This window comes from Arthrobacter sp. D3-18 (assembly GCF_054408525.1).
On sequence record NZ_CP096440.1, the window covers coordinates 15491 to 29859 of the forward strand.

Genomic DNA, 14369 nt, shown 5'->3' on the forward strand with positions numbered 1-14369 from the left:
CGCGTGTCGGCGGTCGAGCGGTTAGGCTAGAGAACGGCAGCAAGCGCCGAATGAGAGTGAGAGTGTGACCAGTGGGTAGTAGTGAAACCTCCACGCAGCGAATTCCCCCGTTTATGTCTTTGGGGTCCGCGCGGGCCATGGCTACACCCTCTGCATCTCTCCAATCCGCAATTGTGCGTACTGATTCGGTTGATAATGCTGCCGTTTCACGTGAAACCGTCTCAGATGGAGTGCGTAACGTCATGGATTCCATCGATGATTCCAGTCCCATCGCCCGGCAGCTGGCCAACGAAACCCGACGCCGCGAACGGCTGATCGGCCGGGAACTGCCTAAGCCTGACAAAACCCGCATCTTCACGGTTTCCAATCAAAAGGGCGGTGTAGGTAAGACCACCACTACCGTGAACATCGCTGCGGCCTTGGCGTCTGCCGGTCTCAACGTGTTGGTGATCGACATCGACCCCCAAGGCAATGCCTCCACGGCTTTGGGCATTGAGCACCACGCTGACGTAGACAGCATCTACGATGTGCTCATCAACGATCTCCCCCTCAAAGACGTTGTAGCTCCATGCCCTGACATACCCAACCTGATTTGCGCGCCCGCCACCATTCACCTGGCTGGCGCCGAGATTGAGCTTGTTTCACTTGTTGCCCGCGAGCAGCGACTCCGCCGCGCCATTGACGTCTATGCCAAGGAGCGCGAGAGCAATGGCGAAGGCCGGCTGGACTTCATCTTCATCGACTGCCCGCCAAGTCTTGGGCTGCTGACAGTCAACGCGTTCTGCGCCGCCAGTGAGGTGCTGATTCCCATCCAGTGCGAGTACTACGCACTGGAAGGCCTGAGCCAATTGCTCAAGAACATCGAGATGATTCAGAAGCACTTGAATGCTGACCTCGTCGTCTCCACCATTCTCCTTACCATGTACGACGGCCGGACGAACCTGGCTGCCCAGGTTGCTTCTGAGGTTCGCCAGCATTTCCCCGAGCAGGTTCTGGGTGCCGTAGTTCCACGGTCGGTACGCATCTCGGAAGCTCCGAGCTACCAGCAGACAGTCATGACGTACGATCCTTCTTCGAGCGGCGCGCTTTCCTACATGGAAGCCGCCGCCGAAATAGCTGAACGCTAGAATTCTTGAAACACTGCAACAGCTTGGGCCGGTCCGTGCTCGGCTATTCCATCGGAGGGATGATTCAATGAGCGAAAAGCGAAGGGGCCTCGGCAGGGGTCTTGGGGCTCTCATTCCTAGCTCGGCCGCGGCCCAGGGGAACGGTGCTGCCCCGTCCCGTCCCGTGGATCTATTTTTTCCTGAGGCCCGCAAAACCGAGGAGCCTCCAACGGTAGCGCCCGTGCTTGAAGAATCGGGTGCTGGTGATGCCAAACCAGCTGCTGCGAAATCACCAGGTAAGGCTTCGGCGACGAAATCCTCCAGCACCAAGACATCGGCATCTGCAAGGTTGGGTTCGAAGCCCGCAGCTTCGCGCACTGCCGCTGCTGGCAAACCAGTTGATGATGAAGCAGGTTCGACGGGGGCCGCAGCGCCTTCCGCTGCAACCGAGAGCTCCGCACCGGACGTGGAGCTTGTGGAGGTCCCTGGCGCTCGGTTTGCTGAAATCCCCGTCGGCGACATCCACCCTAACCGCAAACAGCCTCGTTCGGTCTTCGATGAAGATGACATGGCCGAGCTGGTGCACTCTGTGCGCGAAATCGGAGTCCTCCAGCCAATTGTTGTACGTACTTCAACCGAAAAGGGTGGAGAGCCATATGAATTGGTCATGGGTGAACGTCGCTGGCGTGCAGTGCAGGCTGCCGGACTCGAAACGATCCCGGCGATTGTTCGCGATACCACCGACGACGACCTTCTCCGCGACGCTCTTCTGGAAAACCTGCACCGTAGTCAGCTGAATCCTTTGGAAGAAGCCGCGGCATACCAGCAGCTTTTGGAAGACTTCGGTACCACGCATGAACAGTTGGCCGACCGGATTGGTCGTTCCCGTCCGCAGGTGTCCAACACGCTGCGTCTTCTCAAGCTTCCGCCGTTGGTTCAGCGCCGAGTAGCCGCGGGCGTTTTGTCCGCCGGGCATGCACGGGCCTTGCTTGCACTCCCCGATGCTGCGGCCATGGAGCGTATGGCACAGAAGATTGTGGCCGAAGGCATGTCAGTACGAGCTACTGAGGAATCTGTGGCCCTGTACCAAGACCCCACTACGCCTGCAAAGAGTAGCATCCCGAAGCCCAATGCCCGACACGAACGCTTGGACTACCTGGCATCATCGCTGTCGGACCGTTTGGACACTAACGTGAAGATTACTTTGGGTGCACGCAAGGGACGCGTCAGTATTGAGTTCGCTAGCGTGGAGGATCTCAACCGGATTATGGATGTCTTGGGCCCTGGCGCCGAAGATTAGATCCTGTTGTCGGTTGAATGGGGCTCACATACTATGTGGGCCCCATTTTTTGTTCACTTCATGTGCGATTACTGCGGTGTCTCATTCTCCTGCTACTGACTTTTTAGTGTTTCACGTGAAACAAGCTGTTCCCGCTAGTTCAAAAAACGGTAGCCGAACTGAACCAGGGGCAATGTCTACAGCAGGGCCGACTCTTGAGGGGAATGGTAACCAGAGGACGCTGAGGCGTATACGTCTAAGTACTGCTGCACTAGCCCGTGTGCCCCTTCGCACAAATGGACGAGCCCACCACAGTGATCTACCAGGCGTTCCTGGTCACTTTGGCAGTGCAGGTGGGGTCACCACCAGCATGAGACGCGCACCGGAAATACCCATCCTATTGTCAGATTTGCCGCTGAAGCTCCTGCACCCTTATCCAAGGTCGTCGCTGTCACGAATGTGCCGTCTTCTTTGGAACGGGCCCCCGGCCCGCCAGACACGAGCAGTTATGCCAGGATCGGCCTTCTCCTTACGAACGATCCGGCCATTGGTAGGCGCTTGGGCCCGGTAGACGTAGGAGTTGGGTACGGAACTCGGGTATGCCGGCCTGTCTGATGGCCAGGACAGTGAGTTTCACGTGAAACATGTTAAGCCTGCGCTTTCGCTGTGAGCACTGTCTTTCAGTGGGAGTACCTGAGGCGTGACCCTTTTGTGCACCGGTGGGTCGAACCTGATCCCAGCAAATCAGGCCTGTATTCCATTTGTTGACCCTGCTGTGCGTTTGGAAGGCTATATGCGCTCAAGGGTTTCCGGTGTTTCACGTGAAACACTGGGTTGTTCGGGTGAAGTGGAGGGCAATGAGCAAGGCCTTGTTCCCGAACGCAAACATTCTTTCGAGACACCCGCGCATGTTCGATGGCTGAGGCTACTAACACTCTGAGTTGCTGCGGTACCTATCGAGTAGCGCCCGGGTCGCTGCAGCACCCCTCGAAACGGTCAGACGGCAACTGATTGGACCACCCGTTTCACGTGAAACAAGCGCCGCTTCGTGCGGCGCCGAAAACCCCTGTTGGTTTGATCAGTCATGCCAGGTATCCGTTCAGCTGGCCTCCCCCCATAAATCTTAACCAGCCGTATATGAACGTGCTGATCTTCGCACCGACTATTGCGAACTCCCTCAGCAAATCACCTTTGGTGGGTGTGTTGACTCTGTGGACCTAAGCGGCCGTCGCCGGCGCATTCCTATTGGTTCTGCTATCCCCACAATCTCTAGCGATCAAATTCCCAATTCCTAAGTCTCTGAGTAAGAGCACGAGCGGCTTGTGAGTGGGACCCGGGACTGGTCGCACAAGGGAAACCGGGTATCTCCTTGAGCTGGCTTGGTTCTGCGTGGCCATTCGTTTGCGTGACATCTTGCGTCGCGGGTGTGCAACCTGGGGATGGAGCGACACCCTCTAGCCCAACTAACTAGCCAAGAGCTGGGTACGAGCACGCGCAGCCGAGAATCCCGAGAAATGAGTGGAGAATGCAGAAACGGGAGGTTTAGGACTGGAGCTCGCCCTGGAACCCCGTCAAGGTCGTGTTCTAGGGTGCGCTATGGGCCTGCTCTATCGAGAAGGCCGGCATCCGCAGAGGCGATCATCTTCATACTCGACGTATGACGAGGGACTACTTCTATGGCGGACGGAGCCCAGCATGGCAGAGCCCGCACCGCTTTGGTGACAGCGACGACGTGTTGTGGACATTAAGTCCGCGCTCCCCCATTCCTGGTCCGGGGCGTCTGTATGTACATGAAGGGCACTGAGGTACTGGGACTGCAGATGGGGAGCTAGCAATCTGCTTGATGTCGGTAGGTACATTCCATCTGACGTGGTCGGTTGTTCCACTAACGGAACGTGATGTGCGCTTTGCAGAGTCTGCGGGGGTTCGTGTCTCATTTTTCAGGCTCGCTTGGATCCGGAGGTTCAATTCGAGAGGGCCACTCCACCACCCTGGAAGTGTGCGACATAGCGGGACAAACGGCGGAGTCTCGCCCGCTAATAGTGAGCCACGCTGTCGATCGGCTTCCGGCGCTGGGCATGTGTGCCGTGAATGAAGGGGCCGGTGTCGGACACGCAGTAGCTGAGACCGCTCCAGCAACTCGAGACACGACTGCGGAACTCAGTGATCTTGACCACGATTGGTCTGATGTTGGCGAATAGACTTGCGACCCTTATGGATGTCGCAGTCGTTGACTCACTGACTGGTCATCGCAGGGACATGGTAGACCTACCATCAGAGGCCGTTGTTGGACGGCTGAAGCTGTGCCGACTGCCCGAGGAAGAGCGATTTGTTTCACGTGAAACAGAGCGCCGCCGGTTCTGTTCGGGGCGGTAAGGTCATTACAGCCAAGGGAAGCGCGGTGGATAAGCCGGTGGATATCACTGTGGAAAACTTTGGGGATAACTATGTGCGTTTGTGCTGGTTATCGTCGGGCGTAGCCCGCTTGGTGACGGACCGACTTGCAGTTCGGATAGATCGTTGTTGGGCGGAATACGAAGAGCTCTAAGTTGGAGTGCCGGATGAGATACCCCCGTTGTTGGATGGCGAAGATAGCCCATTTTTCGTTGATTTCACCTGTACTGTTGCTGGTCCGGCGCTCCGGAACCGACCGCTTAGCGGTATCGCTAGACCAAGCACTTCTGCGTGGAGCGATCCGTCGAATTGGCGAACAGGGAAGCCTCTCGGTGGTCACGTGTTGGCAACGTCATGAGCGGTGGATAACCCTGTGGATAACGATGTGCATAAGTCAGTGGATAAGATCGACTGAATCTGGCGACCTCCGAGCCAAGCCGCACAAAGGTCGCGGCTAGGCGATGCTCTGGATTACCCGCCTTCAACATGCAGCCGCGAGGCCTACGTCTCCCACAGATATAGGCTCGCCTCGGGACCTATTCGCTATACGGGGAAGACAGCCCCTGGCGTGGATTCTTCTGCGACGGTCAGCAGGAAGCCAACGCCTGCGCCCTTGATTCATCCGATGTCTTGTCTTGACGAGTAGTCTGACGAGACAGTTTGTCCACTCAGGTCAGGTCCGCGCTGAGTTCCGCCCACAGGTGTTCGCGGCCTTACATGCCACTGCTACGCGGTGGCTGCGCTCCCCTAGTAAGGGCCAGGGCCTGGCCACGTAGTGAAGTCTCAGTTAGCGGCCGTCGAGCTTTCGCTGTTCCCGCCCACCTCCGTACGCTCCGATTTGTTTCAGAGCTCGCTGGCTCATATCAGATAATACGCGCGATAGGGCAAATCAATGGGGACGCGATGTTTCACGTGAAACACTCAGCAGTCCTTGCAGCAGCGTTTCACGTGAAACAGTGCTGCTTCTAGTGAACCGTCAGTGACGGTTCCATATGAGCTGTGATCATTGGATGGACTCTATACTTTCCTAGTCCGATGCCCGCGGATGAGTCAGCGGATGCGTCGGGCAGCGATTGTCGTTGTCCAAGGTACGAATATCTGAGGCAGTGGTACTTGCCGGCTTCCGCCAAGACCACTGCCAGGAGCTGGTCCGCGGGGTAAGTCGAGTGGCTACATGTGGCCGCCGATTCTAATCTGGAGGCTGCATTGGTGACGATTGGATGTTGTTGTTTCTTTCTCCGACTTACTCGCGCTCAGTGCCCCAAGCGACGATTGACTAGCAGTCAGGACCTGTGGCCCCGCCGCGCGGCTCGAGCTCGCCACTGCGTCAAGGCCAGATGCTAGCTGGGTTTCGGGCTGTTGCAACGACGATATGATCGACTCCGCGCCCCCTGAGCCGGCTTAGTGCTCCTCCGTTCCATAGTCGATACTGGATGCGACCGGAGCTCTGGGAGCCGTTTGGTTCTTTTGGTCGTTGACTCCTATGGAGTCTGAGAAGTGGTGATAGGTGCAATGTGGGATCAAGGTCGCTGGCAACTGATCCGATACTAGATGAAAGTAGGCGCTGAACTGCCGGGCTAGGTGACGAATGCCAATATCTTGTTTCATGTGAAACGCTGCCAGCCTATACAAATGCCGACTGTCTGCCCCAAGGGGTACAACCACGAAGCTAGGTCGTTTGGTGGCACGCTAGGATGCGGTGAGTTTGGGAATCTTTGTAGAGTTTGCCGAGATTGGGGGGGGTGTCTTTGAAAACCATGGGCCCCAACTCGCTTCCGACACTATTGACTCGCACTGGCAACCGACGTGGCATGTTGGGTTGAACCGAGGTTCTGCATTAGGGGCGATGCTGCCCTACGACGTGGCCCGACCAGTGGTTGTGTGGCTAGGGAGGGCGCCTGGGATTCAATGCCAAGACCAAGTGCGGTCCCTAGCTCCTCTTACGTCGGACGACCCTGATAGAACGGCGGCTCTTGCAGTGTCTCTCGACGAGCCTTCAAAGTCGATGTCCGCCAGTCTCAGACGTCCGCTAGCCAAGTATGGCCGCCGTAGACCACTGGAGTGCGGGTCGCCGGCCTGCTCTGCGGCGGCTCGGCTGCCCAACGCGTTGGACCACGCTTGGGGCCGCCCTGCTGCCCTACCAGGGCCCTTTCAGGCTCCTCCGTGCCCTTGACGGGCTCACTCAATTGCACCAGAAGGACCAAAGGAAGCGGGTCTACGGGGACACGACCCTGGGATCTTGTCCAAAGAATCGCCAAATGGCGATCTGGTGCAGCCTCGCGCGCCTCGTGCACAGATTCTGCATCCGCCATACTTCACATCGCGTCTGATAAGCGTAGAGATCACCTCAGTCTGGTTTGCCATCGCTGCGTTGTCTCTTTCAGGTTCTCTATGGCCTACCATCAACCGCTGAATGCATATCCGGGGCTAAGACCCCGGTGTGGCAGGCAGAGTAGCGGTCGCAGGGAGAGGCCGCTGGACCGAATCTCAGGCAGTTAATTGCTGCATTGTTCTTGATTTCTATCCAAGTTTCTCGGCGTCCCAACACTTTCCAGGACAAAGTTCTGCGGTGTGTGCGCGGGTATGTTTCACGTGAAACAAGCTCACGACCGACGTTCGCTCGGGACACAAAAATCCGAATAGTTCGTCGGCGCCCTCGTTTCACGTGAAACGAGCTGCCGGGAGGTGTCAGTTGCTGGTCAATCAGAAGTAGATGAACCAAGTCACCACGGAACTTCCCGGCTTCGACTAGCCACAGAATGACGTTGGAGCGGCGACGGCATGGAACTTATATTGGGTTCAGTCAGCAGCGGTGGTCTCAGAAAGCAACCGGAGACTAGTCAATCGCACCGCGGTTGTTGCGATTCCTTTGAGAGAGTGTAGTCGCGCAGAGTCCTGGATGAGAGTCGGAGTCATTCGGCCGTCACTCCGACAACTCCTTTAAGTCCTTTAGCCGATTCTTTTAGGTCCATTAGCCGATACGCTGATGATCCTCGTTGGTAAGCCACTGGTCTAGCCGACCCGAAGCGGTCTACCCGAGTTGCGGACGGACGCAACTTTGGTCTGACGGGTGGCGATTCTAAAGTGCGGGATGTGAGAGAGGGCCGGGCGGAAGGGCGCGGGGTGTGAGAGAGGGCCGGGCGGAAGGGCGCGGGGTGTGAGAGAGGGCCGGGCGGAAGGGCGCGGGGTGTGAGAGAGGGCCGGGCGGAAGGGCGCGGGGTGTGAGAGAGGGCCGGGCGGAAGGGCGCGGGATGTGAGAGTGGCCCCAACTTCTGCCTACCCCTGGTAGGGACAAGTGAATTTGCCGATTCCGAGATCGTGCGAGCCTTTGGGAGCAGTTAGCTCGTTAAAGAGACTGATTCAGGTTGACTTGGTTCTAGTCAGCAAAAAACCGACGGTTCCCGCCCCCTCAGGAGCAGCAACCGCCGGCCTTCGACGAATCAGATCAGAAGCGAAGCCTAGGACAGGACGTCCGCAAATTCCTTCTCGAAGAACTGCTTCGGCTTGGCGCCGATGACAGTGCTCTTTACTTCTCCCCCACTGAACAGGTACACGGCCGGGATGGAGGTGATGCCATATTCGGCTGCGATGGCGGGGTTGTCGTCGACGTTGAGCTTCACAACGTCAACCTTTTCGCTGTACTCAACGGAGATCTCGTCGAGGATGGGACCGAGCTTGCGGCAGGGACCGCACCACTCTGCCCAGAAGTCCACGATGACCGGCTTCTCGGAAGCCAAGACATCCGTGCTGAAGCTTGCGTCAGTTACATCTTTTGCGTTGCTCATAACTTTTCCCTTCGTATGGTTGCTTGGATGCAGCTTAGGAGTGCAGGTCTGCGAGGTAGTGCTCTACGTCAAGGGCAGCCACACAACCGGAGCCCGAAGCCGTGATGGCCTGGCGGTACGTGGGGTCGATGACATCGCCCGCGGCGAAGACACCCTTGATGTTGGTCCGGGAGCTACGGCCTTCTACGGCGATGGTTCCCTCGGGGGTCAAATCAACCTTGCCCTTGATGAGATCCGTGCGGGGGTCGTTGCCGATGGCCACGAACACGCCGGTGACTGCGAGTTCGGATTCGGTGCCGTCCACCAGGTTCTTCAGCTTCAAGCCGGTGACCTTGTCTTCACCGAGTACATCCTCGACGGCGGTGTTCCAGACAAAGTTGATCTTCTCGTGAGCCTGGGCGCGGTCACCCATGATCTTTGAAGCCTTGAGGGTATCGCGGCGGTGGACAACGGTAACGGACTTAGCGAACTTGGTGAGGAACAGTGCCTCCTCCATGGCGGAGTCGCCACCACCGATTACGGCGATGTCCTGATCCTTGAAAAAGAAACCGTCGCAGGTTGCACACCAGCTAACGCCGTGGCCGGACAGGCGCTTTTCGTTGGCCAGTCCGAGCTCGCGGTATGCCGAACCTGTGGACAGGATGATGGCCTTCGCCTGGAAGGTCTCCCCCGTTCCGATGGTCACAGTCTTGATGTCGCCGTCGAGGTCCAGCTCGGTGACGTCCTCAAACTGGATTTCGGTGCCGAAACGCGCGGCCTGCTTTTCGAAGTTCTCCATCAGGTCCGGGCCCATGATGCCATCCGGGAAACCCGGGTAGTTTTCCACGTCCGTGGTGTTCATCAGTTCGCCACCAGCAGTGACGGAACCGGCAATGAGCAGAGGCTTCATGTTGGCGCGGGCGGTGTAAACGGCGGCTGTATAGCCGGCAGGGCCTGAACCTACAATGATGACGTCACGCACCTGCGATGCGCTGTTTTCTGCAATGCTCACGTGGCGTGAACCTCTTCCTTAGTCGATGCTGCGGCTTTCGGGGCAGCCACCTGACTCAACCCCTGTTGCTTTCCAAATATTCCGTTGGAGTTGGGGACCCTAAAAGCCACCATCATTCAGGGTACCGTCTGCGGGCATCCCGAATCTAAGCGGTGACGCCAATGTAGGTAGCAGTAGAGGCCGTTCTGACGAGTCAAAACGGCCTCTACTGCTACCTAGTTGGGTTTGGCTACTGAACCGTGACCTCAGCCAGGCGCAGTCCGAATCCGAACCGCGTCTTCGGCGCAGCCAGCTTCGGGAGTGCGCTGATGACTACGATGACGTACTGGGTCTGGGTCGGTGCTGCAAGTGGCATGGTCAGTTCCGGGGACGTGAAGCTGTTGGTGCCCACCAGTTTCGCGCCGTCCATTGCAGGACGATCGTTGGTGTAGACGCTGATGCTGCCGCCAGAGCCACCCAACTGGTTCAGTACTACGGATTTGACCTCGGTGGGTTCCTTGAGCTTAACAACAAGGGGCATGTCTTCGAAGAGCCCACCCCAGTTTGCCGAGGCGAATTCCATGTCCGACCAGTAGCTGGCAGCGTTACCGTCAAAGGCCCTGGCAAGGTCCTTGTCATAGGTGGCGGCGAAGGGGAAGTCGCCGAGACGCGTGATGCCTTCAATTTCCGGTGGTGTGGCCGGGGCCGGAGCTTCAGTAGGCGCAGGCTCCTCGGTTTCCGCGGCGGAAGATTGAGGTGCAGGCGTGCTTTGCGTCGCGGCAGGTGCGCCACTGGGCAGGAGGCTGCCGAGATTGGTCACCGCAAGGACGAGCCCGACCACCAAGACGGCGGCGAGAAGGCCGCCTACCAGCCACCGCAGGGAACGCGGTTCCTTCTCAGGAGCTTCGTCTTCGTAAACGTCCTCGTCCGCGTAATCGTCCGTAACAGCCGACGACGCCGGGAAGCTGCTTGCCGCGCGCTCGTACCCGGAGTCGGTGCCACGGTTCGCTACACCGGAAGCACCAGCAGCTACACCGGTACCACCAGCAGCTGCACCGGCGCCTGAACCGCTAAAGCCGTAATCCTCTTCGGACCACAGGGAAACCTTCGGCTCCGCAGCAGGCTCGCGGCTAGCAGACTCACGGCTGGCTGGCTGCGACGAGACGGGCGAAGTCGAAACGGGCTGCGATGAAACGGCCTGAGTGGGCGGCTGTGATGCAACAGCAGGAGATGCTCCGCCCCTGGAACCAGCGCCGTTAGCACCAGCGCCAGCGTCGGCAGAACCAGTAGCGCCAGCACCGGCGTCGTTATTCTTGGAACCCGCGTGTTTCAGCGCTGCAGCGGCAGCAACACCCGCTGCTCCGGCACCGGCAGCAGCCGCAGCCAGCTTCCCCGCGATCCCGCTTTTTGGCGAAGAGGGGCTGGACGAGGGCATGGGCGGTACATGAGGCGCGGTGCGTGCGGGAGCAACAGGTTCAGGCTCACCGTCGGACTCGGAAGGAATGGGGTAGCCGTTTTCGTCGTACTGGATGTACTCAGCGTCGTGCTCATCATCCTCGTACAGACCGTCGTACGTCTCAGGTTCATAGGTGCGCGGCTGGCCGAAGATCTCGCTTCCGAGCGTCTCGGTGAAGAAAGGCTCGATGTACGGCGGGTTCGTGGCGACCACAAGGTCCAGCAGATCCGGGGCGGTGCTGTGGTTGGTGATCAGGTACGTGGTGTTTTCACTGATGCCCAAGTCCAGGATCTGAACGTGGCCCGGCCTCTCCCCAGTGGCTACTTCCCGGGCGCTCTGGGCCACCTGTTCGGCATTTCCGGGACCGGCGACAAGGATGCTCACGGGACGGTTGAGGACCTGGTCCACGCCGTCGAGCACCTGATCTTGGTCATGCGAGGTCAATACATTGGCCGTGACCTTGTAGCGGCCGCCAAGTACTGATCCGACGTCGATCGGGTGGGACACGTGTTCCTCCTAGGCTGTCCGGGAGCTGCGGTCCTGCACGTGGCTCCCCCGGTGAGCCGGTTGAGCCGCTTTTGCAACTACCTATATTCGTTTCTAGCCTAGCGGATTCAGGCCCGCCGCCATGTTGGCGCCACCGGCTTACTTCCTGTGGCTGCCCTTTGCGGGGAAGTACGGATTCTGCCCGGCGTCACCTTGGTAGGTGCGCCGACCCGGCAGTGGGACCTGCGGACGGAACTTGCCGCCGCGTGCCGTGCTGGGCGTGTCTTCCTCCGGTAGGTAGGTCTTGGGTGCATCAGGTGATTCTTCTGTGGCAGGTTCCTGAGTCCGCTGAGGAGCCAGTGCCGGCCCTGCCCGGAAGGAGGTGGCGTCGAACTCGCCGGAGATGCGCGGAATCAGACCGGTATCGTCCGAAACCGTGGCGCGTGCCGGCGTCGTATGTTCCGGTGCTGAGCCGGTAACCGGTGCCGGTGCGCCCCTACCCAGGCGACCCATCAGCGGACGCAGGAGGTCGCGCAGTTCGGTGACATGGAAGACGCGAAGAAGGACCAGGTACGCGAGGAGCATGACCGGCCCGACGACGACCACAGTCACCAGGGCGGCCGGGCGGCTGCTCCATGCGAAACCGTCGGCACGGTAGCTGCCCAAAAGCCACAAGGCCCCAGCCCCGGCAAGCGCAGATCCCAGGCCCGCGTAGCCCATGCGGATGTACGAATTGGCGATGCGGGGACCGTCGAGGTGGCCCAGCAAGCGGCGCAGGAACACGACGCTGATCACCACGGAGAGGATATTGCCCAGCGTGTAAAGGATAGCGATCGCGTAGATGATCTGGCCGACGGGCAGGAACTGGATGAAGAACGCGCCCACCACATAGATAACGGCCAGCCACAACTGGACATACAGGGGCGTACGGGCGTCTTCGTTGGCGTAGAACACACGGGACATCATGAAGTTCGCGCTCAGGAACGGTGTGCTCAGGGCAAGGATGGTGAGCGTTTGGGCCAGCATGACGCCGTCCTGAGGCTGGCCGCCGGAGAAGAACATGCCCAGCGGACCAGCCAAGGCGAACAGCGCCAGGGCACCGAAAACCGTAGCAACGGCCATGGTGCGGAGGCCGTGGGAAAGGGCGTCGCGCAGTTCATCTTTGTTGCCATCCTGCGACGCGCGTGTCATGCGGTTGAAGAGGACGGTAGCCAAGGACAGGGCGATGATCGAGTGTGGCAGCAAGTACAGCTGGCTCGCGACTTCCAGGACGGCGTTACCGGGAAGAACAGCCGCGGCCGCTTTGTCTCCTGCATTGTCCAACCGGAGGCGCTCGGCACCGGGAATGGTGGCGATCCTCATGACGTACAAGAACGCCAATTGCCCGACGGCGGCAGTCGCCAACGTCCAGACGCTCAACTTGGCTGCCTGGCCCAGTCCAACGCCGCGCCAGCCGAACCGAGGCCGGAGCCCTAGGCGCAAACGGAAGACAGGAATCAGCAGGATGGCAGTCTGGGCGACCACACCAAAAGTGGAGAAGCCGGCAAGCAGCAGCGTCTGGGTGGGTCCCCAATTGTCCAAAGTGTGCGGGTTATGGATGTTCTCGCCCAGAATCCAAATGAACATCCCCAGGCCGGCGATGGCCACCAGGTTGTTGAGGATGGGGGCCCACATGGCGGGGCCGAACGCTCCGTGGGCGTTCAGCACCTGCGTGAGGAGGGCGTAGAGCCCGTAGAAGAAGATCTGAGGCAGACACCAGAAAGCGAAGGTGACTGCCAAGGCTTTTTGCTGCTCGGAGTAGCCCTGCGTGGTGAGGTCGATGACCAAGGGCGCCGCTAGTGTCACCAGCGCTGTCAGCGCCAGAAGCACCAGGACTGCCAACGTCAGCAGGCGGCTGATGTAGTCCGCACCCCGGTCCGGGGCCTTGCTGGCCTTGATGATCTGAGGGACGAGGACTGCATTGAACACGCCGCCGGCCACTAGCAGGAAGATCAGGTTCGGCAGGTTGTTCGCGTTAATGAACGTGTCGTTGATGGTGGAGCCCAGGCCGAGGGCGGCACCGAGCATCCACGTTTTGGCGAAGCCAAGGAACCGCGAAACTAGCGTTCCTGCTGCCATGATGGCGCTGGAACGTGCTTCTCCGGATTGAACGGACTGGGTTGTTTTGGCTTCAGACATCGCCTTTATCGTCCCATGTACCCGGGTCAGAGGTGTTCGGGCAGCACTTCCCGTGCCAAATCAGCGATGCGGCGTTCATTCGGGAAGGACAATTTTCGGGCCAGTTCCTGGATGGGAACCCAGGCGGCGTCAACGGCTTCCTGGTCCGGATCATTCTCGATGGTTAGCTCTCCGCCCGTTGCCCGGAGAAGAAAATGGTGCACGGTCTTGTGGACACGGTGGCCGCTCACAGTGAACCAGTAGTCGATGCTGCCGAGGGGTGCCAGGATGCTGCCTTCGATGCCGGTTTCCTCGGCGATCTCACGGACAGCGGCTTCCTCGTTGTTCTCGCGACCCTCCGGATGGCCCTTCGGGAGGCACCACTCAAGCCGGCCACCCCTATTTAGGCGGGCGATAATCGCAACCCGGAGTTCGCCGTCGGACGTGTCCACTACAACGCCACCGGCGGACACTTCCTCCACAGTGGGAAGCGAGGCCTGCACCGGGTGCTGCTGGGCAGGCGCGACGTGCGCGCCGATTGCCGACGGCAACGGTGCGTTTGTCCTCCTGCCAGGAGCGCTCGGGATCGGGTTGGCCATGAGGTCCACTCTAACGACTCTTGCCCTCGAGTGATGACCGGGACATGGCCACAAGATGGACTGCAGGAGATGGTCCGCGGACGCATGCCTGATTTCGCATGGAACAGTGGCCCAATGCTGAGTAAAAATCTGCCAAG

The 14369-nt window shown here is 59.3% G+C and carries 7 protein-coding genes; 2 read left to right on the plus strand and 5 right to left on the minus strand.

Features of this window, described 5'->3' with window-relative positions:
- Positions 1-71: 71 nt before the first annotated feature.
- Both M1D89_RS02090 and M1D89_RS02095 read left to right on the plus strand, forming a co-directional pair.
- Complete coding sequence (locus tag M1D89_RS02090; RefSeq protein ID WP_157367099.1) at positions 72-1127, plus strand: ParA family protein; 1056 nt, start codon at positions 72-74, stop codon at positions 1125-1127.
- Between the two features lie 67 nt (positions 1128-1194).
- Positions 1195-2406, plus strand: a complete 1212-nt coding sequence (locus tag M1D89_RS02095; RefSeq protein ID WP_498647586.1) for a ParB/RepB/Spo0J family partition protein — start codon at positions 1195-1197, stop codon at positions 2404-2406.
- A 5831-nt stretch (positions 2407-8237) separates the two neighbouring features.
- Here the strand turns inward: M1D89_RS02095 and trxA are convergent.
- The 5 genes from trxA to M1D89_RS02120 form a co-directional block, all read right to left on the minus strand.
- Positions 8238-8564, minus strand: coding sequence for a thioredoxin (gene trxA / locus M1D89_RS02100; RefSeq protein WP_014923339.1), 327 nt, complete (start codon positions 8562-8564; stop codon positions 8238-8240).
- A gap of 34 nt (positions 8565-8598) precedes the next feature.
- Positions 8599-9555 carry a thioredoxin-disulfide reductase gene (gene trxB, locus M1D89_RS02105; protein WP_207595578.1) on the minus strand — a complete coding sequence of 319 codons (957 nt, stop codon included), beginning with the start codon at positions 9553-9555 and terminating at the stop codon, positions 8599-8601.
- Between the two features lie 229 nt (positions 9556-9784).
- Positions 9785-11497 carry an ABC transporter substrate-binding protein gene (locus tag M1D89_RS02110; RefSeq protein WP_498647589.1) on the minus strand — a complete coding sequence of 571 codons (1713 nt, stop codon included), beginning with the start codon at positions 11495-11497 and terminating at the stop codon, positions 9785-9787.
- Positions 11498-11635: 138 nt separating this feature from the next.
- Positions 11636-13654, minus strand: a complete 2019-nt coding sequence (gene murJ / locus M1D89_RS02115; RefSeq protein WP_498647590.1) for a murein biosynthesis integral membrane protein MurJ — start codon at positions 13652-13654, stop codon at positions 11636-11638.
- Between the two features lie 26 nt (positions 13655-13680).
- The gene (locus tag M1D89_RS02120; RefSeq protein ID WP_026005276.1) at positions 13681-14184 is read right to left on the minus strand and encodes an NUDIX hydrolase; all 504 of its coding nucleotides are present in this window, start codon (positions 14182-14184) and stop codon (positions 13681-13683) included.
- Positions 14185-14369 lie beyond the last annotated feature (185 nt).

Coding starts and splice junctions, on each gene's coding strand:
- M1D89_RS02095 (WP_498647586.1), top strand. CDS start 1,195: ATGAGCGAAAAGCGAAGGGGCCTCGGCAGGGGTCTTGGGGCTCTCATT.
- trxA (WP_014923339.1), bottom strand. CDS start 8,564: ATGAGCAACGCAAAAGATGTAACTGACGCAAGCTTCAGCACGGATGTC.
- murJ (WP_498647590.1), bottom strand. CDS start 13,654: ATGTCTGAAGCCAAAACAACCCAGTCCGTTCAATCCGGAGAAGCACGT.